This is a genomic window from Phenylobacterium sp. GW823-FHT02A09, from assembly GCF_058797775.1.
In genome coordinates this window covers 17049-38940 of sequence record NZ_JBXAJZ010000007.1, presented here as the reverse complement: position 1 = coordinate 38940, position 21892 = coordinate 17049, and the positions used below count along the sequence as shown (strand labels likewise).

General features: G+C 66.7%; 21 protein-coding genes. 11 read left to right on the top strand and 10 right to left on the bottom strand.

The features are described from left to right. Positions 1-70: 70 nt before the first annotated feature. The gene (locus AC1Q87_RS21855) at positions 71-652 is read left to right on the top strand and encodes a gamma carbonic anhydrase family protein (protein WP_492610940.1); all 582 of its coding nucleotides are present in this window, start codon (positions 71-73) and stop codon (positions 650-652) included. On the opposite strand, the gene AC1Q87_RS21850 is transcribed toward AC1Q87_RS21855, so the two are convergent. The 3 genes from AC1Q87_RS21850 to AC1Q87_RS21840 all read right to left on the bottom strand — a co-directional run bounded on the left by AC1Q87_RS21850 (position 645) and on the right by AC1Q87_RS21840 (position 2760). After that, positions 645-1151: a hypothetical protein gene (locus AC1Q87_RS21850; protein WP_492610939.1), complete on the bottom strand. Its 507-nt coding sequence runs from the start codon at positions 1149-1151 to the stop codon at positions 645-647. The two genes, AC1Q87_RS21855 and AC1Q87_RS21850, sit on opposite strands and share 8 nt — an antisense overlap. Positions 1152-1222: 71 nt before the next feature. Next, complete coding sequence (locus tag AC1Q87_RS21845; protein WP_492610938.1) at positions 1223-1642, bottom strand: VOC family protein; 420 nt, start codon at positions 1640-1642, stop codon at positions 1223-1225. 83 nt (positions 1643-1725) lie between these two features. Continuing rightward, on the bottom strand, positions 1726-2760 hold the full coding sequence (locus AC1Q87_RS21840; RefSeq protein ID WP_492610937.1) for an aldo/keto reductase: 1035 nt from the start codon (positions 2758-2760) through the stop codon (positions 1726-1728). 144 nt (positions 2761-2904) lie between these two features. On the opposite strand from AC1Q87_RS21840, the gene AC1Q87_RS21835 reads away from it, so the two are divergent. After that, complete coding sequence (locus AC1Q87_RS21835) at positions 2905-3654, top strand: exonuclease domain-containing protein (protein ID WP_492610936.1); 750 nt, start codon at positions 2905-2907, stop codon at positions 3652-3654. Positions 3655-3712: 58 nt separating this feature from the next. Here the strand turns inward: AC1Q87_RS21835 and AC1Q87_RS21830 are convergent, their stop codons facing one another. Together AC1Q87_RS21830 and AC1Q87_RS21825 are read right to left on the bottom strand one after the other, a co-directional pair. Beyond that, positions 3713-4858, bottom strand: coding sequence for an acyl-CoA dehydrogenase family protein (locus AC1Q87_RS21830; RefSeq protein WP_492610935.1), 1146 nt, complete (start codon positions 4856-4858; stop codon positions 3713-3715). A gap of 85 nt (positions 4859-4943) precedes the next feature. Further along, entirely contained in the window at positions 4944-6146 is a 1203-nt protein-coding gene (locus tag AC1Q87_RS21825) for an acyl-CoA dehydrogenase family protein (RefSeq protein WP_492610934.1), read from the bottom strand. A 221-nt stretch (positions 6147-6367) separates the two neighbouring features. Between AC1Q87_RS21825 and AC1Q87_RS21820 the strand changes: the two genes are divergently transcribed. Beyond that, positions 6368-7099, top strand: coding sequence for an endonuclease/exonuclease/phosphatase family protein (locus AC1Q87_RS21820; protein ID WP_492610933.1), 732 nt, complete (start codon positions 6368-6370; stop codon positions 7097-7099). Here the strand turns inward: AC1Q87_RS21820 and AC1Q87_RS21815 are convergent. Together AC1Q87_RS21815 and AC1Q87_RS21810 are read right to left on the bottom strand one after the other, a co-directional pair. Then, positions 7086-8543, bottom strand: coding sequence for a phospholipase D-like domain-containing protein (locus AC1Q87_RS21815; RefSeq protein WP_492610932.1), 1458 nt, complete (start codon positions 8541-8543; stop codon positions 7086-7088). The genes AC1Q87_RS21820 and AC1Q87_RS21815 overlap by 14 nt on opposite strands. A gap of 152 nt (positions 8544-8695) precedes the next feature. Continuing rightward, positions 8696-9013 (bottom strand): hypothetical protein, encoded by a 318-nt coding sequence (locus AC1Q87_RS21810; RefSeq protein WP_492610931.1) that lies wholly within the window; start codon positions 9011-9013, stop codon positions 8696-8698. A 173-nt stretch (positions 9014-9186) separates the two neighbouring features. Between AC1Q87_RS21810 and AC1Q87_RS21805 the strand changes: the two genes are divergently transcribed. From AC1Q87_RS21805 to AC1Q87_RS21795, 3 genes are all read left to right on the top strand, one after another. Further along, positions 9187-9609, top strand: coding sequence for a PaaI family thioesterase (locus AC1Q87_RS21805; protein WP_492610930.1), 423 nt, complete (start codon positions 9187-9189; stop codon positions 9607-9609). A gap of 20 nt (positions 9610-9629) precedes the next feature. Then, positions 9630-9848, top strand: coding sequence for a DUF1289 domain-containing protein (locus AC1Q87_RS21800; RefSeq protein ID WP_492610929.1), 219 nt, complete (start codon positions 9630-9632; stop codon positions 9846-9848). 132 nt (positions 9849-9980) lie between these two features. Further along, complete coding sequence (locus AC1Q87_RS21795) at positions 9981-10484, top strand: TIGR02281 family clan AA aspartic protease (RefSeq protein ID WP_492610928.1); 504 nt, start codon at positions 9981-9983, stop codon at positions 10482-10484. Here AC1Q87_RS21795 and dusA read toward each other — a convergent pair. Beyond that, a complete protein-coding gene (gene dusA, locus AC1Q87_RS21790) occupies positions 10428-11450 on the bottom strand; it encodes a tRNA dihydrouridine(20/20a) synthase DusA (RefSeq protein ID WP_492610927.1) in 1023 nt (340 codons plus the stop codon). The genes AC1Q87_RS21795 and dusA overlap by 57 nt on opposite strands. Before the next feature lie 113 nt (positions 11451-11563). On the opposite strand from dusA, the gene AC1Q87_RS21785 reads away from it, so the two are divergent. After that, the gene (locus tag AC1Q87_RS21785) at positions 11564-12652 is read left to right on the top strand and encodes a tyrosine-type recombinase/integrase (RefSeq protein WP_492610926.1); all 1089 of its coding nucleotides are present in this window, start codon (positions 11564-11566) and stop codon (positions 12650-12652) included. Here the strand turns inward: AC1Q87_RS21785 and AC1Q87_RS21780 are convergent. Together AC1Q87_RS21780 and AC1Q87_RS21775 are read right to left on the bottom strand one after the other, a co-directional pair. Continuing rightward, positions 12649-13026, bottom strand: a complete 378-nt coding sequence (locus AC1Q87_RS21780) for a hypothetical protein (RefSeq protein ID WP_492610925.1) — start codon at positions 13024-13026, stop codon at positions 12649-12651. The two genes, AC1Q87_RS21785 and AC1Q87_RS21780, sit on opposite strands and share 4 nt — an antisense overlap. 92 nt (positions 13027-13118) lie before the next feature. After that, positions 13119-14327: a TraB/TrbI/VirB10 family type IV secretion system protein gene (locus AC1Q87_RS21775; protein WP_492610924.1), complete on the bottom strand. Its 1209-nt coding sequence runs from the start codon at positions 14325-14327 to the stop codon at positions 13119-13121. 1456 nt (positions 14328-15783) lie between these two features. Between AC1Q87_RS21775 and AC1Q87_RS21770 the strand changes: the two genes are divergently transcribed. The 4 genes from AC1Q87_RS21770 (at position 15784) to AC1Q87_RS21755 (ending at position 21890) form a co-directional block, all read left to right on the top strand. Beyond that, entirely contained in the window at positions 15784-16539 is a 756-nt protein-coding gene (locus AC1Q87_RS21770; protein WP_492610923.1) for a hypothetical protein, read from the top strand. Beyond that, complete coding sequence (locus AC1Q87_RS21765) at positions 16540-17148, top strand: RES family NAD+ phosphorylase (protein ID WP_492610922.1); 609 nt, start codon at positions 16540-16542, stop codon at positions 17146-17148. A gap of 298 nt (positions 17149-17446) precedes the next feature. Then, positions 17447-20029 (top strand): Z1 domain-containing protein, encoded by a 2583-nt coding sequence (locus AC1Q87_RS21760; RefSeq protein WP_492610921.1) that lies wholly within the window; start codon positions 17447-17449, stop codon positions 20027-20029. 52 nt (positions 20030-20081) lie between these two features. Next, positions 20082-21890, top strand: a complete 1809-nt coding sequence (locus tag AC1Q87_RS21755) for a hypothetical protein (protein ID WP_492610920.1) — start codon at positions 20082-20084, stop codon at positions 21888-21890. Positions 21891-21892 lie beyond the last annotated feature (2 nt).

Sequence of the window (21892 nt, the reverse complement as noted above, 5' to 3'; positions counted from 1 at the left end):
AGTGCGCCGCTTGTCTGACGTTTGGGAAATCTCCGATTGTGGCCTCCAGTTCGAGCCCGGAGTTCCAGACATGACCGCCGCCCCCTTCCTCGGCCCCGACGTCCAAGATCACGGTTCGGCCTGGATCGACCCTTCGGCGCGGATATTCGGCGCGGTGGAGATCGCGCCCGAGGCCTCGATCTGGTGCAACGTCGTAGTCCGCGCCGAGAGCCAGAAGGTGGTGATCGGCCGGCGGACCAACATCCAGGACTTCGTGATGGTCCACGTCGGCTCGGGCGCCCCGACCATCGTGGGCGAGAACTGCTCGATCACCCACCACGTCACGCTGCACGGCTGCGATATCGGCGACAACTGCCTGATCGGCATCGGCGCGACGATCATGGACGGCTGCGTGGTGGGCGCCGGCTCCATCGTGGCCGGCGGCAGCTTCCTGAAGGAAGGCACGGTGATCCCGCCGAACTCGATCGTCATGGGTTCGCCCGGCGCCGCGACCAAGACCCGCGATAACCGCCGCGCCAACGCCCTGAACGCCTTCCTCTACTGGCGCAACGCCCAGGCCTACGCTCAGGGCGACTACCGCCTGTGGTCGAAGGACAGCTTCCGCGCCGAGATGGCCGCCGAGGTCGCGCGGCTGGCCAAGCTCTTTAGCTGACGAGGCCTAGCAGCACCTCAAGCCCCTTCTTGAATTCGACGACGCCTTCCTTGGCGCCGATGAACTTGGTGAGCGACTCCAGCGGTCCATCGATCGCCGCCAGCGTTCCTTGCACAGCGCGGCGGTAGAACGTCAGCCTTCCCGACCGCTCGCCGTCGGTCACCGCCTCCAGCGCGCGATTGCGCGCCGGACGGATCCGATCGTTCGCGAAGGCGACGATCAGCAACTTGAAACGCAGCGGCTCGCCTCGCAGGCCGTAGTCGTCCCAGGCTTCGGCCGGCCGATCCGCCGACAGCACCAATTGGCTCAGCTGACCGATCTGGTCGCGCGCGATCACGAAGGCCAGCGGCTGGCCGTCCGCAAACAGCGGCATCTGCGGCAGCAACAGTTCGCGATCTTCCCAGATTTCGCCAATGAGGTCGGCCAGCAGGCTTAGCAGCGCAACCAGCGCCTGACGCTCCTCGAACGCCTCGGCGCTCGCGACAGTGAAACTGGCCATGCTCCGCGCTCCCCGGTTCGCCCGATGGGACTATGGCGCGGGGCGTCGTCGCATGGCCAGCAATGCCTTGGCTACGAAGCCTGGGCTTCCATCTGCGCCATCGCCGCCTGGTCCATGAACATCACTTCCCAGACATGACCGTCGAGGTCCTGGAAGCTGCAGCCGTACATCGGCCCCATGTCCAGCACCGGCTTCCACGGCTTGCCGCCCGCGGCCAGCGCCTTGCTGAGCAGGCCGTCGACCTCGGCCCGGCTGTCGGCCGACAGGCAGGTCAGCACCTCGGTCGCCTTGTGGGCGTCGGCGATGTCGCCGGTGATGAAGTCCTTGAAGCGGTCGTGCTCCAGCAGCATGGCGAAGATGTTCTCTTCGATCACCATGCAGGCGGTGTTCTCGCTACAGAACTGCTCGTTGAAGCCGAAGCCGAGCGCACCGAAGAACGCGCGGGAGGCGGCCACGTTCTTCACCGGCAGGTTCACAAAGATCATTCGCATCGGGTGTCTCCTTTGGGGGATTGCGTACCCTAGGACGAAGCGGGCTGGGCCGTCCCGACACCCGATGCGAACTATTTTCCCGTTCAGACCGGCGGCGGGTTCACCGCCCTGAAGCCGCCCTCGCGCCAGTACGGATAGTAGGGATAGGCCGGGGTCACGGCGCTGGCCGCATCCAGCCGGGCGACCTGCTCTATCGTCAGGTTCCAGCCGACAGCTTCCAGGTTCTCTCGCAATTGGGCCTCGTTCCGGGCTCCGATGATCACGCTCGACACGGTCGGGCGCTGCAGCAGCCAGTTGATCGCGATCTGCGGTAGGGTCTTGCCGGTCTCCGCGGCGATCTCGTCCAACGCCTCGACCACGCGATAGAGCCGCTCGTCGTCGACCGGCGGGCCGAAGTCGGCGCTCTCGTGCAGGCGGCTGACCTCAGGCAGGGGCTGGCCGCGGCGGATCTTGCCGGTGAGACGCCCCCAGCCGAGAGGACTCCAGACCATCGCCCCGACGCCCTGGTCGAGGCCCAGCGGCATCAGCTCCCACTCGTAGTCGCGGCCGATGAGCGAGTAGTAGGCCTGGTTGGCGACGTAACGGGGCCAGCCGTGACGGTCCGCGGCGGCGAGCGACTTCATCAATTGCCAACCGGCGAAGTTCGAAGCGCCGACGTAGAGCACCTTCCCCGCCCTCACGAGATCGTCGAGCGCCGCCAGCGTCTCCTCGACCGGGGTGGCTGCGTCGAAGGCGTGCAATTGCAGCAGGTCGATGCGGTCGGTCTTCAGGCGCTTCAGCGCCGCCTCGACGCCGCGCACCAGCCGCAGGCGCGAGGCGCCCGCGTCGAACGGCCCCTCTCCCATCGGCAGCCCGATCTTGGTGGAGATCAGCGCCTGGTCGCGCAGGCCTTCCAGCGCTGCGCCGAGGATCTCCTCGGAAGCGCCGTTGGAGTAGACGTCCGCGGTGTCGAACAGGTTGAGGCCGGCCTCCAGGCAGATCTCGACCAGCCGCCGCGCCTGCGCGGTGTCGGTGTCGCCCCAGGCGCTGAACAAGGGCCCCAGCCCGCCGAACGTGCCCGCGCCGAAGCTCAAGGCGGGGACCTTCAGGCCCGATGCGCCGAGATTGCGATATTCCATGTCTGGCTCTCCTTGCCGTGAGGCCGGGAGATAGCGCGCCGCAAGCTTGAGAATTAGAGACGCATATGGACCAGGATCTGTGCCGCTCGGGCACAAATCTCTGCGGACGTTTGGACTGGTCGCGATCAGGCCCATATTGTGCGGATGACCTTGGAGCGCGTCCGCGTCATCGACCTCGAAACGTCCGGCATGCGCTCGTACGAGGTCTGCGAGATCGGCTGGCAGGACGTCGTTCGCGGCCCGGATGGCCGTTGGACGGTCAATGCGGACCGAGGCGCCAAGTACGTCAATCCCGGCCGACCGATCACCGCGGCGACCATGGCCGTCCATCACATCATGGATGAGGACGTCGCCGGGGCGCCGTTCTGGAAGGACGCAGCGCCTGAAGTCCTTCGCCCGCCGGGCGGCGCCATGGCCCTGGCCGCGCATCGCGCCGCCTTCGAGCAGCGCTTCTGCACGCCACAGCTCAGCGGGGGCGCCAGGTGGATCTGCACCTGGAAGTGCGCCCTGCGTCTCTGGCCCGGCCTGACCGGCTTCTCCAACCAGATGCTCCGATACGAGCGGATGCCCGAGGGATTGGACCGCCAGCTGGGCCTGCCCGCTCACCGGGCGATGCCGGACGCCTACGTCACGGCGCATCACCTGCGCGACATGCTCAACGAGGCGTCCGTCGAGCAATTGCTGGCCTGGAGCGATGAGCCGGGTCTGCTGCCGCGCGTGCCGAGCGGGCCCGATCGAGGCAGGTCCTGGTCGAGCCTGAGCGACAACGCGCTGGAAGCGTTCGCCCAGGATCGCGACCCCGACCTGCGCTTCAGCGCCGAGACGGAGTTGCGCCGGCGCGGCCAGATCACCGATGGCGACGCTGATGCGCCCGCGCAGCGCACGCTGTTCTGAACGAAAAAGGGCGGCGCTCCGAGGAGCGCCGCCCTAACTCAGGCCTGTCCGCTGGGCTTTACGCCGCCGCGCCCAGGCTCAGATTTTCGTAGCGGGCCAAGTTGTGATCGGTCGAGCCGAAGGCGCTCTCGATCATGGTGGCGCGCTTGAAGTAGTGGCCGATGGCCATTTCGTCGGTCATGCCCATGCCGCCGTGCAGCTGGATAGCGTTCTGGCCGATGAACTTGGCCGCCTTGCCGATCTGCACCTTGGCCGCCGAGGCGCCCTTGGCCCGCTCGACGTCGCTGTCGCTCAGCTTGATGTCGGCCATGTAGGTCATCGAGATCGATTGCTCGAGGTTGATGAACATGTCGACCATGCGGTGCTGCAGCACCTGGAACTGGCTGATCGGCTGACCGAACTGCTTGCGCTGCTTGGTGTATTCCAGCGTGCCTTCATGCAGCTTGCGGAACACCCCGCAGGCTTCGGCGCAGGTCGCGACGATGGCTTCGTCGATGACCTTCTCGACCAGCGGGAGGGCGGCGCCTTCCGAGCCGATCAGCGCGTCGGCGCCGACCGAGACGTTCTCGAAGGTGACTTCCGAAGCGCGGAAGCCGTCGACGGTCGGGTAGTCGCGCGTCGTCACGCCCTTGGCGTTCTTCGGCACGATGAACACCGAGACGCCCTGGGCGTCGCGCTGGCCGCCGCCGGTGCGGGCGGTGACGATCAGGTGCGTCGCGTACGGCGCGCCGATGACCACGGCCTTATGGCCGTTGATGACGTAGCCGCCGCCGTCCTTCTTGGCGGTGGTCTTCAGGTCCTGCCAGGTGTAGCGGGCCTGCGGCTCGGCATAGGCGAAGGCGATGATGGTTTCGCCGCCGATGATGCCGCCGATCAGGTCGCTGGCGCCGGCGTAGCCCGAGTGCTTCAGGAAGCCGCCGCCGATCACCACGGTCCCGAGATAGGGCTCGACCACCAGGGCTTTGCCCAGCTCTTCCATGATGACCATGTTCTCGGTCGAGCCGCCGCCCAGGCCGCCCAGTTCCTCGGCGAACGGCGCGCCCAGGATGCCGAGCTCTTCGGCGAAGGCCTTCCACACGTTCGGACGCCAGCCCGGCTCGGCCTTCAGCGCGTCACGGCGCTGCTCGAAGCTGTAGTGGTCGGCCAGATAGCTCGCGACGGTGTCGCGCAGCATCGACTGTTCTTCGGTGAAGCTGAAATCCATCTGGTTTCCCCGTGCATCACCCCGCCCGGGCGCTCCGGCCCAGGCGGGAAATAGGCGTTGTTATGTGACTTAAGACGATCGGCGCTTAGAGGCCCAGCACCATCTTGGCGATGATGTTGCGCTGGATCTCGTTCGACCCGCCGTAGATGGAGGTCTTGCGCATGTTGAAGTAATTGCCGGCCACGCCGTCGGCGTAGTCGGGGCCGATGTTGGCGTTGTGGCCGAGGTCGCGCAGGTACGGCGCGCCATAGTGGCCGACCGCTTCCAGCACCAGTTCGGTCAGGCGCTGCTGGATCTCGGTGCCCTTGATCTTGAGGATCGAACTCTCCGGACCCGGGCCCTTGCCGCTGCTTTCGCCGGCCAGGGTGCGCAGCTCGGTGAACTCCAGCGCCGTCAGGTCGATCTCGAGTTCGGCGACCTTGCGCTTGAAGAACGCGTCGGCCAGCAGCGGGCCGCCGGCGTCCGAACGCTCGGTCCCGGCGATCTCGCGGACCTTCTCCAGGCCGCGCTTCGAGCGGGCGACGCCGGCGATGCCGGTGCGCTCGTGGGCGAGCAGCGCCTTGGCGCAGGTCCAGCCCTGGTTCTCGTGGAACACGCGGTTCTCGACCGGCACCTTCACGTTGTCGAGGAAGACGTCGTTGACCTCATGGCCGCCTTCCAGGGTCGTGATGCGGCGCACCTCGATGCCCGGGGTCTTCATGTCGATCAGCAGGAACGAAATGCCCGACTGCGGCTTGGCGTCCGGATCGGTGCGGACCAGGAAGAAGCCCCAGTCGGCGTGCTGGCCGAGCGTCGTCCACGTCTTCTGGCCGTTGACGATGTAGTATTCCTTGCCGTCGTCGCCGGTGACGCGTTCAGCCTTGGTCTTCAGCGAAGCCAGGTCGGAGCCGGCGCCCGGCTCCGAATAGCCCTGGCACCACCACACGAGACCGTCGCGGATCCCCGGCAGGAACTTCTCTTTCTGCTCCTGGGTGCCGAAGGTGTAGATCACGGGGGCCAGCATCGAGACGCCGAACGGCAGGATGCCCAGGGTGTCGGCGCGAGCCTGCTCTTCCGACCAGATGTACTTTTGAGTGGGGGTCCAACCGGTGCCGCCGAACTCGACCGGCCACGACGGCGTGGCCCAGCCCTTCTTGGCCAGGATGCGGTGCCAGGAGAGATAGTCCTCCTTGCTCAGCTCCTCGCCGCGATCCTGCTTCTCGCGCAGTTCCTTGGGATAGTTCTGGGCGATGAAGGTGCGGGCCTCCTCACGGAAGGCGGCGTCTTCAGGCGAAAAGTCGAGGTTCATAGGCGGCTCCCAGGCGCGAGCATTTACAGCGTATGTCGTTGGGCGCGGACCATACGCGCGTCGCGTGACGATGTGAAGATGACGCTTACGTCAACGTCACATCAACTTATCGCGGTTCAGGTGACGTTGGCGAGAATGGCGGCGCAAGCCCGCGAACCTTCGCCTTGCGCCAGCGTTGCAGCCGTTGCGCCGCGCGTTCGCGGCGTGCATCCCTGAGCCCCATGCCACGCATCCTCACCTACAACGTCCACCGCTGCGTCGGCACGGACCGGCGCCTGGACGTCGGCCGCGTCGCCGAGGTGATCGCGCGGCTCGAACCCGACATCGTGGCGCTGCAGGAACTCGACGTCGGCCGGGCCCGCACCGGCGGCGTCGACCAGGCCCACCAGATCGCGCGCCGGCTGAAGATGGCCTTCCACTTCCACCCGGCGCTTCGGGTCGAGGAAGAGCTCTATGGCGACGCCATCCTGACCACCTATCCGGAACGGATGATCCAGACCGGCCCCCTGCCCGGCTACGCCCCGATCCCGCGCTTGGAACCGCGCGGCGCGGTGTGGATCTCGGTCGAGGTCGAAGGCCGGCCGGTGCAGGTGATCAACACCCACCTGGGCCTGGTGCCGCGCGAACAGCAGATTCAGGCGAGCTGGCTGGCCGGTCCCTCATGGCTGGGTCACCCGATGCGCCAGGGCCCGACGATCCTGCTCGGCGACTTCAACGCCACCGGCTCATCGGTCGTCTACCGCACCCTGGCGGCCAAGCTGGCCGCGGCGCGGCGGCTATCGCCGCACCGTTCGCCGACCTCGACCTTCCCGTCCGCCTTACCGGTGCTGCGCATCGACCACATCTTCGTCAGTCCGGAGATCAAGGTGCAGAACGTCTTCGTGCCGTTCGATCCGCTGACCCGCGCGGCTTCCGACCACCTGCCGCTGGTGATGGACTTCAGCGTGGCATGAACCGGGTGTGCAGCGGGTCCTCGGTGTAGAGCAGGTCCCGCCGCCGCGTGGCGCGCCAGGAATCGACCACCGAGTAGGGATCGCCGAGGTGATAGGTGGCGATGATCTCGCCCAGCGGCGTCTGCTTCATCGGCAAGATCGGCGAGAGCCGACCCTCGGTGTTCAGAAACTCGATCGCCGAGATCATTCCGCCGCGTTCGGCCCTGGCCTTGGCCACGGCGTCGCCCGTGCAGCCCAGAAAGTGCCCGATCAGCCGGTCGCGCAGCGCCCCGATGGTCAGCTCCTCGCCGCCGTCCTCGACCTGCACCCCCAGCTCGACCTCGGTGTCGAAGCCGCCCGAGCGGTTGTTGAGGTTCGCCGAGCCGACCCGCGCCAGCTGCTCGTCGATGATCGTCACCTTGGAATGCACGATGATCTTGGTGCCGGCCGGGGTGATCGGATACCAGGCGCGGAAGCGCCCGAAGATGTCGGCCGAGCGCAGCCGCCAGAGCATGTTCGAACGGGCCCGGTCCATGGTCAGCTGGTCGAACCAGCTGGGGCTCTGTCCGGTCGAAATCAGCACCACCTCCGGGCCGTCTGGCTCGGCCAGCCGCTTGGCCAGCGCCGCCGCGTACAGCGGTGAGGCGAAATACTGGTTCTCCAGATAGATCAGCGACTTGGCCGCCAGGATCGACTCGATGGTCAGGCTGCGGATTTCAGTGACGCCGGGGCGCTCGTCCCAGGCCGGCTCCGTCCGCTGGATCGAAACATCGACGTCGCTCAGATGCGCCGGAACGTAGGCGGGCCACGGATCCTCGCCGGTCGGTTCGGGCTTGGCCAGCGCCTCGCCTGTCGCGCGCCGCCAGCGTTCGCGGGCCAGGTCGCCCAACGCCGCTGCGGCGGCGCCGTCCACCATCATCATCACCTCGTGGCGCGGCGCGTGGTGGTGTTGATCGGGCATGATCCGGCGAGGATCGTGCTCCAGGTGGCCGGGCGTATCCCAACGATCGACGCTGATGTCGCCGCCGCCGCAGAACGCCAGGGCGTCGTCGACGACCAGCACCTTCTGATGGTGGCAGGCGCCGAACGGCACGTGGTCGTCCAGCCAGAACTTCACGCCCGTGTCGCGGAACCACTTGCGGGCCTTGTGCGGGAAAAACTGCTGGCTGGCGGCGATCGGCAGCGCCGACTTCCAGATCAGGATGCGGATGTCGAGATCGGGCCGCGCCTTGGCCAGCGCCACCAGGATCCGCCCCACCTCGTCAGGATCGGCCGGACCGTCGAAGCCGTCGGGAAACAGCCGCGCGCGCGGATCGAACCCCCACCCCAGCAGCAGGACCGAGCGGCGCGCCTTGCGCAGCGCCTCGAAGACCGCGGTGAAGTAGGCCTCGGTGTCGACCAGAAAGGCGGCTCGGCCCGCGCGTTCCTTGCGCCAGCACGTCTCGCCGGGCCTCAACAAATCCATCACCGACCCAATCGCCCAGCTACGGCCTCCACCCATCAAAGCGTACGGCCAAGCCTGGTTCCGCGGCAAAAAGAAAAGAGCGCCCGGCCGGGGGGACACGGGCGCTCAGTCTGGAAGCGACTGCCGGGTGGGGTCCGGCAGGCGATCGGGCGTTAGCCCTTGTAGGCTTGGCAAGGTCCGTTCAGTTCGGCGACGAGACGCGCCTTGCGGTCGGTGTTGTCGGTCTTGCCCTCACGCTTGGCCTTGTCGAACTCGGTCTTGCCGCGATCGGTGACGAAGGCGTTGCGGGTGCGCCCCTCGCTCTTGATGAAGGCGTCCATCGAGGCGGTGTCGACGCTGGCGATGCCGGAGGCGGCCAGTCCGCGGCAGCGGTTGGCCTTCAGGTAATCCACGTCGCTGATGGCGGCGGAAGCCGAACCGGCGGCGGCCAGCAAACCCACGGACGTCAAGGCGATGGCGAACAGTTTCATGGCGTTTCTCCCTCGAAATTCAATGAGGGGAAACTGCTCGCGAGACCACCAACACTCAAATGAATTCCCGGCAATGATTAGTATTCGTAGATTAAATTAAAGTCATGATCCGAAACCTTTACTGCAGAACATAAATATCTTGTAATGATCCGGAAGCGACGCAAAGCTGCGCCATGACACTTTCGCTCAAGCTCGACGCCGACCAGATCAACACCCTGCTTCGCGGGGCGTTTCCCGACGGGTCGGACGCCCATTTCCCGAGGGTGACGGAGGTCGCCCCGGGACGGGCTCTGCTCGTGCGGGCCTATCATGACAGCATGCTGCGCCCCGGGCGGCTGATCTCCGGCCCGAACCTCATGTCGCTGGCCGACACCGCGGCCTATGCGCTGGTGCTCGCCCACATCGGCGATCAGCTGATGGCCGTGACCAGTTCGCTGGTGATGAACTTCCTGCGCGGCGCCCAGCCCGGCGACCTGCATGCCGAGGCCCTGATGCTCCGGCTCGGCCGGCGCAGCGCGGTCTGCGACGTTAGGCTCTGGACCGAACATCCCGAACGGCTGGCGGCGCAGGCCACCGTCACCTACGCTATCCCCTGACCCGCTGCGCGCCGAAAGCCATGACCGACACCCCCGCCAGACCGCCCGCCCCCATCAAGACCCCCTGCATCAAGGTCTGCGTCGTCGATGGCGAAAGCGGGCTCTGCCTGGGCTGCTATCGCCGGCTGAGCGAGGTCGCCGGCTGGGCCAGGCTTAGCGATGAGGAGCGCGCCAGGATCATGGACGAACTGCCGTCGCGCCGCGGCCAGATCCGCCCCGAAAAGTTGGCAATGTTTTAACCTTAAACCTTTGCTGTAGTTAGCTTTTCCGCAAGTTTCGATTCACGCCTTGCAAACCCCGCCGGCGTAAGGTCCCCGCCGAACAGGGCCGAAAACGGCCCGCGGTGAGCCTAAAGCGGCAAGGTGTGGGACATGCTCAAACTGGCGATCGTAGCGCTTCTCGGCGCCGTGTCTGCGGTGGGCGCGGCCGAAGCGCTGAACACCCTGACCGATCCGAAACCTGAACTGCGCGCGGCCCTCGCCATCACGCCCCAACCGGCGTCGCACGCCCAGCCCGCCTCGATCGCCAAGGACCGTGACGGTCACTACTGGGCCGAGGCGGACGTCAACGGTTCGCGCGTGCGCTTCCTGGTCGACACCGGCGCCAGCGCCGTCGCCCTGACTCTGGCCGACGCCCAGCGCCTGGGCATCGCCACCGACAAGCTCGACTACAACTACAAGGTCGTCACCGCCTCGGGCGAGACCCGGGCCGCCGCCGTGACGCTCGGCCGGGTGTCCGTCGCTGGCGCCGCGCTCAACGACGTCCAGGCCATGGTGATCGAGAGCGGCCTGGAAAGCTCGCTGCTCGGCATGACCTATCTAGGCCGCCTGGCCAGCTTCGAGGCCACGCGCACGGCGCTCATCCTGCGCCCGTAGGATCTCGGCCAAGGCCGCGTCGATCACTTCCAGGCCGGCGCCGGCCTTCACGCCCTCGACCGTCAGCACCCGCCGCCAAGCGCGCGCGCCCGGCAGGCCGTGGAACAGCCCCAGCATGTGTCGGGTGATGGCGGCCAGATGCGTGCCGGCCGCCAGCTCGCGCTCCACATAGGGCCGGTAGAGCTCCACCGCCCGGAAGCTGTCGACGTCCTCGACATCCGCCCCGAACACCCGCCGGTCGACCTGCCCGAGCAGCGCCGGCGTATGATAGGCCGCCCGGCCCAGCATGACGCCGTCCACGGCCTCAAGATGCGGCTCAGCCTCGTCCAGCGAACCGATCCCGCCGTTGATCACGATGGTCAGGTCGGGCCGTTCGCGCTTCAGCCGGTGCACCAGCGGATAGTCCAGCGGCGGCACGTCGCGGTTTTCCTTCGGCGACAGCCCCTTCAGCCAAGCCTTGCGGGCATGGACGACGAACAGCGAGACGCCGGCCTGCGCGCACAGGTCGACCAGCCGGAACAGGCTTTCCTCCGGATCCTGGTCGTCGACGCCGATCCGGCACTTGACCGTCACCGGGACCTTCACCGCCGCGCCCATGGCCGACATGCACTCGGCCACCAGCTCGGGCTCGCGCATCAGACAGGCGCCGAAGCGGCCGCTCTGCACCCGGTCCGACGGGCAGCCGACGTTAAGATTGATCTCGTCATAGCCCTCGGCCTCGCCGATCTTGGCGGCCGCGACCAGGTCGGCCGGCTCCGAGCCGCCCAACTGCAGCGCCACCGGATGCTCGGCCGGTTCGTAGGCCAGCAGGCGCTCGCGGTCGCCGTGCAGCACCGCGCCCGTCGTCAGCATCTCGGTATAGAGCAGCGCCCGCGCCGACAGGGTGCGGTGCAGGCTCCGGCAATGCCGGTCCGTCCAGTCCATCATGGGTGCGACGGACAATCTATGTGCTTGAAATTGCTGCAATTTTCTTGTAGTCTCAAAGAGTTAGATCGCGGCGTGTACACTCGATTTTGCGACGCGATACGACGTTTTTCGCCACGGTTCGACGCCTCACTGTACACATAGAGGACACGAAATTGGCCGCGTTCGTGAGGCTTCCGTCTGGCTCCTGGCGCGCCGTGGTCCGGCGCAAGCGCCGGTATATAAGCGAGACCTTCAAGCGCAAAGAAGACGCGCGGACCTGGGCGCTCGAGGCCGAGCGCCAGATCGACCAGGGCGTCGCCCCAACTTCCACGCGCGTGAAGGGGATGAAGACCTTCGGCCAACTGATCGATCTGCACATCGCCGACATGAAGGAGGTCGGCAAGGCGCCCGGCCGTTCCAAGTCCGCGACGCTTGCAATGCTCAAGCGCGAGCTTGGCAAGCGGCCAGTCATCGACATGGATCGCGAGCGCCTGATCAAGTTCGGCCGCGATCGTGCCGCCCAGGGGGCCGGCCCCGTCACGGTGAGCATGGATATCGGCGCCGTCAGGCTGGTGATCTCCCACGCCGCGGCGGTCCACGGGCTCCCCGTGAGCATGGAGCAGGTCGATCTGGCGCGCATCGCGCTGAAGCGTCTGGGTCTCGTGGGCAAGAGCAATGAGCGCGACCGGCGCCCCACCGAGGAAGAGCTTCAGAGGCTCTTCAAGCACTTCGACAGCCTCAGGCTCCCGTGCATCCCCATGAGCCGGGTCATGCGCTTCGCTATCGCCACGGCGATGCGCCAGGAGGAGATCTTCCGGGTGACCTGGGACGACTACAATCCCCGCACCAAGATGCTGCTGATCCGGGACCGCAAGGACCCGCGGGAGAAGAAGGGCAACCACCAGCGCATCCCGCTGCTCGATATCTCCGGCTACAACGCGGTCGAACTCATCGAAGAGCAGCGCGGGGTGCGCAGCAACGAAGAGGACCGCATCTTCCCGCACAACCACAAATCCGCCGGAACCGCGTTCACACGGGCCTGCGGCATTCTCGGAATCGTCGACCTGCACTTCCATGACCTGCGGCACGAAGGCACCAGCCGCTTGTTCGAAGCCCGCCTGGAGATCCAGCAGGCCGCGCTCGTGACTGGCCATAAGGACTGGAAGATGCTGCGCCGCTACACACACCTGAAACCGGAGTCGCTGCACGACCTGATTGCCGAGCGGAGGCCGCCCCCGGAGAAGCCCGAGGACGCCGACTAGCGGACGGGCTTTGGCCTGGGCTTGATCTGCTCGGCCCGGTCCGCAGCATCGAGCAACTGCCAGGCCAGCTCGCGCATCGCCGTTGGAGAGGCGTGCAGGAAGGCGCGCTTGCTGTGCGGCCGACCGGCGTCTGGCGCCTGCGTGGTCAGCCGTACACAGACCTCGACCTGGCCAAGGACAACCGGCCGGACGTCGAATTCGAGTTCACGCTGGCCAAGGACATTGTCCGAGGATTTCATGGTGATGCCACCAGCGGCGGGCAGCGGACGCTCGGGTCTCGCCCCGATCGCATAGCTTTCGTGGCTGCTGATCTCCTGGCGTTCCGCGCGCTGCCGCAGCACCCAGCCCAGGGCATCGGATTCCCGTTCGCTCATGAGCGCATTATGGCGCGCAAGATGGCAGGGTGGCGACCGTTCGGGTGACCAGACGCGCGGGGGCTTCCGGCGCTGCGCATTCAACAGCCTGACTACGGTTCAAGGTCCGATAGGAAGCGCCCCGAGACCACCGGGTCGATGGTGTCGGCCTCCGCCAGCGCCCATCTCGTCCATCTCTCTAGCGCCGCGTCGGACACGGGCTCGAGCCTGGCTGCGTTCGCAGCGCGAACGGCGTCCACATATCGCCTGATACGCGCCGCACGCTCCAATTCCTCGGCCCCGTCTATCAGCGAGGCGATACGCGCTGCGGCCGCCGCTTCATCTCGCGCGATGCGCTCGGCTTCGGCTTTCTCCGCCGCAAGGTTGGCCTCCCTGGCCCTGCGCGCCCTGTCCTCGCGATCCCACTGGTGCCGCATCAGGGCCCACTTGCGGGTGTCGTCCTCCGCCTGGAAGAGCAGGCCTAGGACGATGTCCGTGGCCTGTCGTTCGAGGGGTGTCTCGTCCTCCCGCCAGATGCGCTTGGGCGGTGTGCGGTCGTCATGCTCGACCAGATCGAACCGAAGCCGCTCGGTGTTGGGCCCCTTGAACCTTCGGCCGTCCCTGTGGAAGTAGCTTTCGGATGCGCCGCCTTCGATCCCGAAAAGGATGTAGGTCCAGGCGCCGCCGACGCTGATGCTGAACCGTTCGCCAGCATGAGTGCTGCCGCTGGCCTTGCATCCCAGGCGTTCCAACTCCGTCAGGATGCAGGACAGGATGCGAAGCCGGCGCTGCTGGATTGGCCTGGCGAACTTCGGTCCATGGCGGTCGGCGAAGTATGCACTGACGGACGGGCTGGGTTTCCGCTCCGCGTCCTGCCTCAGAAGCCGCGCCACTATTGGGTGGGGATTTGTCAGGACTGCGGGGACCTTGATCACCCTGACGGCCGCCTGGATCTCCTGCCTCAGCAGGATCCGGCCGGTGGGGCTGTCGTAGACGTTTTCGGTCACCTGGGCGGTGATCTGGCCGGGCAGATCAGACCGGATGCCGGTGAGCAACGCGGCGGGGATGACCGCGCCGGCCTGGAGCACATAGGGCGACACCGGCGCCTGCAGCCGATGGCTGCTCGTGGTCTGGAGATCGGTGGGCGCGCTCAGGAAGGCCTGCTTACGGTCGGCCGGAGCGGTCGCTGCGGCCGTCGCGCCCGGCGCCGGCGCGAGGCCCAGGCTGATAGCGCCCTCCCCTTCCGGCGCGCTCCGATCGCTCGTCGCGAACAGGCGGCTGGTGCGCGCCGCCTGCCGCTCCTGATCGAACTGCTGGCGCACCGGATCCGGCGGGGGGGCCGCGCTGGCGGGGGGACCGTCGATCGTCGGTGCGACACCGCGGCCGGCCTGCGCATTGAGGATCGGGCGCCCCAGGTCCCGGGCAGCGGCGGGCCGAGCCTGGGCGCATCCCTCGCCAGGCCAGCATAATCCTTAGGCAGGGCGGCAAGCGCGTCGGCGGGTGGCTTGGCGTCGGTAGCGAAGAGTTCGGCCTTCGGTCCCTTCCCGGACTGTCCCTGCATCGCCACCGCGACTGCGCCCGCGACCGCCAACACGGCGCCCCCGCTCAACACAATCAGCGTCTTGCGGGAGAGCCGCGTGACCCGCGGTGGATCACCGATGGTGACGAGGTAGCAGCCGGTCGGCGCGCTCTCCCCATCCACCTCGGGCTCCACCACCGGGGCCTGGAGGACGCCCTTCGCCGCGATGCTAGCGGCCAAGGCCTCGATATCCGCCTCGGCGTGCGGGGTCCGCCGCGCGTTTCGCGGCGACTTCTTCAGCTTGTTGAGCGGCACGTCGATGACATCGCCGTCCTGATGAATGACTTCGGTCTGTTGGGTCATGTCTGCCTCCTTGGGGCATGGCTGGCAGGCGCAAGGCGCGCCTGCAGCCTTGCCCGTCGGCGAGACCGGGTGTGCAAGCGGAGTGGGCGGCTTCGCGGGGAACCGGCTGCAGGGCCCCTGCCCTGCGGTTGGATCCTGCCGGCCCTGCGAGGGGACCGAAGCTGGGCGGAAGCCACTCCGAAGCGCGCCGAGGGCGGCGCCCTAAGCACGGCCGCGCGCCAGCGCGGCGTAAGGGAGAAGGCTGCAAGGAGCCTGCGCGACAGGTGCAGCCTGACGCTGCACGGCGGGACGCGCCGTCGAGCGGCCGGCGGCGCCAAAGCGCGCACAGGGCGTCACGCCCGCAGGAGCCGCGCAAGGCGCGGCGGGACCGAGCGTGACCGCCGGCCGCTCTCAATATCCTCGAAGGGGCGTTCGAGACGCGCGAGAAACGGTCATGTCTCTTCAAGTCCGGAAGGCGCACAATCGCGCATGTTCCGGCCATCCGACTATTTGAGCTTTGCCTTGGCGGCCGATCAGTCCGCCAGCAACGCTCCCACGGCCGAGTTGCGTGAACACTCCGGCGCGATGGCTCAAGCTTGGCGTGACCTAGTGGCGTTCACCGTCGCCACCGAAGCGTGTCGCCCGGGTGGTCCCTGCCTGGACTAGACGGAACATGTGCTGACCGTGTTTTCGGCGGAACCAAGCGTGACCGCCGGCCGATCTCCGTTTTCTCGAAGGGGCGTTGCGGGGTTCACCCCGCTGGAAGGGGTCGGGCGAGACGCCAGGCTCGACCGCAGGGGAAGGCCTTCCCCCATCTTTCGAGACGGTGCCGCAGCGCCACGCCAACAACTTTACGAACTTATCGAACTTGACGAACCTACCGTAAAAGCACACCTTACGCGTTGAGAGGAATTGTCATGCCGAACGCCAAGCCCGCACCGCCGCCGACCAAGGCGAAGCCCGCTTCCCGCGCCAAGAGCGTCGCCGCGTCCGTCCTGTCGCAAGCCAAGCCGGGCCGCGTGACGACCGGCGAGTTCACCGTCGCGCTCGGGCCCAAGACCCTGCGGACGCTCTCGTCGCGCAAGGCCAACGTCAAGGCCCTGATGGAGGTCCTGGGCGAGACCATCGACGAGAGCCGCAAGAGCGGCCGGAGCATGGGCTTCATGGTCGAGGTCGACCGGACGGGACAGCCGCGGATCCTGCCGGCGAAGAACCTTGCGGCGCAGGCGGAGCCGAAGCCGGTCTCCCGTCCGGCAGACGATGCGGACGATCTCGACCGCGCCCTGGACGCCGCCCGCGAACGCGGGCGGCTGCGCGCGGCGGAGGTGCTGAGCGGCGAGGAGATGCTGAGCGCCGAAGAGTTCGCCGAACTCCTCGGGGTCTCCCGTGTAACGGTGAACGCCAAGCGCCAGAAGCACGAGGTCCTGGCCCTGGAAGGGGCCAAGCGCGGCTTCCGCTTCCCGGCCTGGCAGGTGGACGAGAACGGCAAGCCGTTCGACGTGCTGCCGAGACTGTTCGAGCTGCTCGGCGACAGTCCCTGGACGGTCTACCGCTTCCTGGTGCAGCGCCATGCCGAGCTCGATGGCGCCAGCGCCCAGGACTACCTGAGGCGCGGCCGCGCCGACCAGGTGGTCGAGACGGCCGAGAGCGTCGCGCGCGGCGCCTTCGCCTAGGTGTCGGGCGCCCCGCCGACACCGGCCTTCGCCGCCGCGACACTCGACCTGGCGCACATCGCGCCAGGCGCTGTCTTCGGCCGCATCTACCGGCAGGCGTTCCCCGATCCGTTGGGGTTCGGCAAGACCCGCAGCCGCTTCAGCGACCCGCGCCGGCGCGCCGAAGCCAACCGCTTCGGCGCGCTCTATCTCGGCTCGTCGCTGAAGGTCTGCTTCCTTGAGGCCGTGCTGCGCGACGACCGCGACGGCGTCGTCGGCGACTACCTGATGGACGAGATCGAACTGGACACCCGCCGCTACGCCGAGGTCGAAGTTCGCGAGGCGCTGAAGCTCATCGACCTGCGCGGCGACGGGCCGGTACGGATGGGCGTGCCGAGCGATGTCCCGCGAGGCTCGAAGCAGACCCTGGCGCGCAAGTGGTCTGTGGCCTTCCACGACCACCCGGAGCAGGTCGACGGGATCATCTACCCCTCCCGCCTGAACGGGGAGACAAACCTGGCCATCTATGACCGAGCCGTCGCAAAGCTGGTTGCGCCGCGCGTTCACGCCCTTCGCCGTACGCCGGGATTGGCGCGAGTGCTCGACGAATTGGCCGTCGCGATTGTCTAGGGAACCAGCGGCCTTGCAGAGCGAACATGCGCTCGCTCTCAAGTATTGTCCCCGCGCCACCCAGATGGAGCTACTCGAGTGAGGGTGATCCCACCGATGTGGTTGCGCTCGCCGAGTTCAACGACCTGAGTTGGTGAACCTCAATACCGCCTGAGAGGGATTAGTCGCGCACGAGACGTGAATTACTGGAGCTGCGACCCTTGCTTGCAGGGCGTTGGCCGGTACAAAGGGCTGGCGGGGTTGGGTTATGAATCACAAACAAGAAGACGGTCGCCCCGGCCCCCAGGTCCTGGGCTGGATGAGACAGATCCAGAAGGAACAGGCTGCGGGCCTGGACCTTGAGACTGCCGCCCGCGAGGCGCGGATCTCATTTGAGGCCGCCCTGGGCGCTCCGCTGACGGAGGGCCAGCTGGCGCACTGGGAAGCCGCGCAGGCCGAGATTCTCCGAAGCCTCGAAAGACCTGATGAACGCGTTGAACCCCACGCGATAAGGAAGCCAAGACGGCCACAGTGGTATCGCGGACCTTCTGCCGCCGATGCGAATTGGCCACCCTTCAGGGCATTCCTCCTGGAGCGGAAACGCTGGTCGCTCGAAACGGTTGAGAGCCTCGATCAGACTTCGTCTGAGATCGTCTCGCTTCTTGAAGGCCCCACCCAGCCGCTGTTCCGAGGACGCGGCCTAGTCGTCGGCTATGTGCAGAGCGGCAAGACCGCCAACATGCTGGCCGTGATCGCGAAGGCCGTTGATGCCGGCTACAAGTTCGTGATCATCCTCGCTGGGCTAACGAACTCGCTGCGCAAGCAGACCCAGGGACGCTTCGAGGCCGACCTGAGGGCCCGGAACCCGCTGGGCTGGCACCTCCACACCTCATACGACGACGCCGGGGATTTCCGAACGCCGCCTAACCTTTGGTTCTCCGTGATGGACCAGGCGCAGGTGGCGATCGTGAAGAAAAACGTCACCCCCCTGCGGCGTCTCATCAGGACGATCGAGAAGACCCCGCCCGCGCTCAGGGAGCGGATGCCCGTCCTGATCATCGACGACGAATGTGATCAGGCGAGCGTCAATTCGAGCGGCAGCCAGTTCGACATGACCGCTATCAACGGGGCGATTCGACGCCTGCTGACCCTGCTGCCGAGGGTTCAGTACGTCGGCTATACCGCCACCCCGTTCGCGAACGTCCTCATCAATCCCCAGCTGGCCGATGGTCAGCTCGATGATCTCTACCCCGAAGACTTCATTTCCTCCCTGCCGTTGCCCGCTGGCTACTTCGGCGCGGAAAGCCTGTTCGGCAGGACCCCGGCTGATGCGGGTGATGAGGCGCAAGACGAGATCGGGCTCGACATGGTCCGCGAGGTTCCCGAAGCTGATGCGTTGGCCGTAAGGCCGCCATCGGCCCGGGCCCGCAACAGCTTCGAACCGGGTGTGCCAGCTTCTCTGGAACAGGCCATCGCCTATTTCCTGATGGCGACGGCGGCTCGCTACGCCCGGGGCCAGCGCGAGCAACACTCATCGATGCTGGTCCATACGACCGTCTACACCATCGTCCACAACCGTCTGGCCCAGGCCATAGAGGACTGGCTGGCATCCTTCCCGGCGATGATGGGGTCTACCGAAGGCGCGGCCTCGCTGGAGAAGCTGTGGGAACAGGAGGCTCAGGCCGTTGATCCCACGCGGTGGGGTCTCAAAGGGGTTTCGTTTGCCGAGGTGCGGCGGCATCTGCCGGACGTACTGAATGACCTGGAAGTCGTGATTGAGAACAGCGCGAGCGAGACGCGGCTCGCCTATGACTCCGGTCCGCGCAAGTACATCGTTGTCGGCGGGTCGGTTCTTGCCCGCGGCCTCACGATTGAAGGCCTGACCGTCAGCTACTTTGTCAGGAGCTCCAACCAGTACGACACGCTGCTGCAGATGGGGCGCTGGTTCGGATTCCGTCCCGGGTACGAAGACCTCCCCAGAATCTGGATGTCGCCCGAACTTGCGGTCGCGTTCCGGGACCTAGCCGGTGTCGAGGCTGAAATCAGGTCAGACATCGCGGAGTACATCCGCAGGGATCTGACGCCCACGGACTTCGCAGTGCGCATCCGGCAAATTCCGGGCATGGCCATCACCGCGGCCAGCAAGATGATTGCTGCCGAGAGCTGCGACGTCAGCTTCTCCGGTGAACACCTCCAGACCATCAGGTTCCAGCATCGGGATGCTGACCTCCTGGAGCGAAACTGGGCGGCCGGCGCGCGCTTGCTGGTGGCCGCGGCGAAGGACCACGAGATTGTCGATCGCCCGCAGGGACGCTTGATCCGCGGAGCACCACTGCAGTCTGTCCAAACGTTCCTCAAGGCCTACTCGGCCTCCGAAAAGGACCGCTTCTCAGAGGGACTTTCTGACTACATCGCAGCTGAGGCTGCTGGTGCGGATGGCGCCTTCAGAGAATGGAACGTCGCCCTGGTCGAACCGCCCGGCGGCAGAACTTCCAGCAAACCGCTTGGAGCGTTCGGTCCGGTCCGGATGGTCACGCGCTCCCGTCTCAACATGCCACGACCAGACGGCGCAGCCGACATCAAGGCCCTGATGTCGCGGCGGGACCTGTTCGCCGACGTCGACGAATCAGCGGCGTCAGACGACTGGGAGTCGCTGAAACGGCAGCGGCAGGCCGTGGTCGGTGATCTGACACCGCTACTGCTGCTCTACGCCATCGACCCGGGCTCCGCGCCCGCGGCTGGCAGCCGCTACCGCGCACCGCTGGACGCTGTCGCCGAAGTGCTCGGCATCGGCCTGGTGTTGCCGGATCGGGGCGAGCGCAAGCGATACGTTCGCGTGCGCCTGCCGACGGATGAGGATGCGGAAGACGTGCTGGTCGATCTTCCGGAGGACTCGGCTTGAGCCGGGCAGCACCGCATTCCCACCTCTCCGAGAAGCGCCCGGGGTGTTTCCCATGCCCCTGAAGCTGTCTGCTGAGCCGTTTGGCCCATTTGGTGGGATGGCCGGGGACGGCGCCAGGAAACTGCTCGGCGCGCCGCCGCTGACCCCACTGCAGGCGGTCATCCGCGAGTCCGGGCAGAACTCGTGGGACGCGCGGCGAGGCGCGAGCTGCGTGCGGTTTGAAGTCCGGCTGCGGAGCCTGACGCCTTCAGAAGCGACGGTGCTTCGCGAGCAGGTCTTCGCCGAGCTCCCGGTTCCTTCCGCATCCCGAGATCCACTGCGCGGATTTCTCGACGGTGGACGTCAGCTTGTCCTCGAAGTCAGTGATTTCGGCACTGTCGGGCTCGGTGGGCCGACACGGGCCGATGTCGCGCCGGTCGCAGGTCAGTCCCCGCGTTTCGTCAACTTCGTCCGCAATATCGGCGTCGCCCGCAATACGCCTCAGGGCGGCGGCACCTATGGGTTCGGCAAGACCTCGTTCTACAAGGCCAGCGGCTGCTCCACGATCATTGTGGACTCTCTCGCGACGAACGGCGCGGAGCCGGAACGACGCCTCATAGCCTGTCATCTCGGCGGCGAGTTCGCTGACACCAACGCTAGGAAATTTACCGGACGCCACTGGTGGGGCGCGCCTTCGGATGAAGATGACTTCGTCGAGCCTCTGATCGGGAACGCTGCAGCTGGCCTCGCCCAGGCGCTTGGCCTGCCGGCGCGCGGAGCAGACGACACCGGGACCACGGTCGCGGTCCTCATGCCACAGGTGGACTCTGTCGATGCGGCGATCGCTGAGATCCGGGAGGCTCTGCTCTGGTTTTTCTGGCCCAAGATGGTGGCCATCGATGGTGAGCCAGCTGCAATGGAATTTGCGCTCGTTGCAGAGGGCAGCGAGGTATCGATCCCGCCACCGGAGACGTTCCCGCCGCTCGACCTCTACGTCGAAGCCTTCCTGGAGGTGAAGCGAAAGACTGCGGCCAGCAAGGCGGTGATGTGCCTTAGCCCGCACAAGCAGCTTGGCCGTATGGCCGTTTCGCGCGGGTTCCGGAGCGATCGAAGGATGCTGGCTCAGGACTCCCTGGTCCCGCAAACATCGTCGCATGTGGCTCTGATGCGTCCGGTGGAACTGGTTGTCCGCTACCTCGAAGGCCAGCAACTTGCGCAGGGATCGCACGAATGGGCGGGCGTCTTCATCTGCAGCAATGAGGCGGAGGTCGAGCGCGCTTTCGCGGATTCGGAACCCCCCGCGCATGATGACTGGGTCCCGACCAATCTCGAAGAACGACGGCCGAAGACGTTCGTCAACGTTGCGCTCCGGCGGATCAAGGAACTGGCCAGCCAGATCATCTATCCGCAGGTGAATCCGGCTGCCAGCGCTCCGGATCAGCCGCCCCTTGCGAAGGCGGCGTCCATCTTGGGCGCGCTGGCGCCGTCACCTCCCGACGCCCAGGGTGGCGGGGGTGGACGCACCCTGCGTGGCCGCCTGCGGCGCTGGACCGTTCATCCCGCCCGGTTTGTATCGATCGAGGATATCGAGGACGGCGTGGTCGAGGCCGTCTTCCAGGTGGTGGCGTCCAATTCATCGACTTCGCCGCTTCGCGTTGCCGCGAGACCCGGCCTGATCATGGAGGACCGGATCACCGACGAAGTTAGGCTCCCGGACGGCGCTCAGGTCACCGTCGCGGGGTGGGAGACACCGGACGGGACCGATCTCACCGAAGGGGACACTGTGGAAGTGGCCCCAGGCACGACCGCCGACATGCGCGTCAGGATCCGCATCCCTGGCTATGGCGGAGCCGTCGGCGTGCTCCTCGGCGCCGAGGATTGACG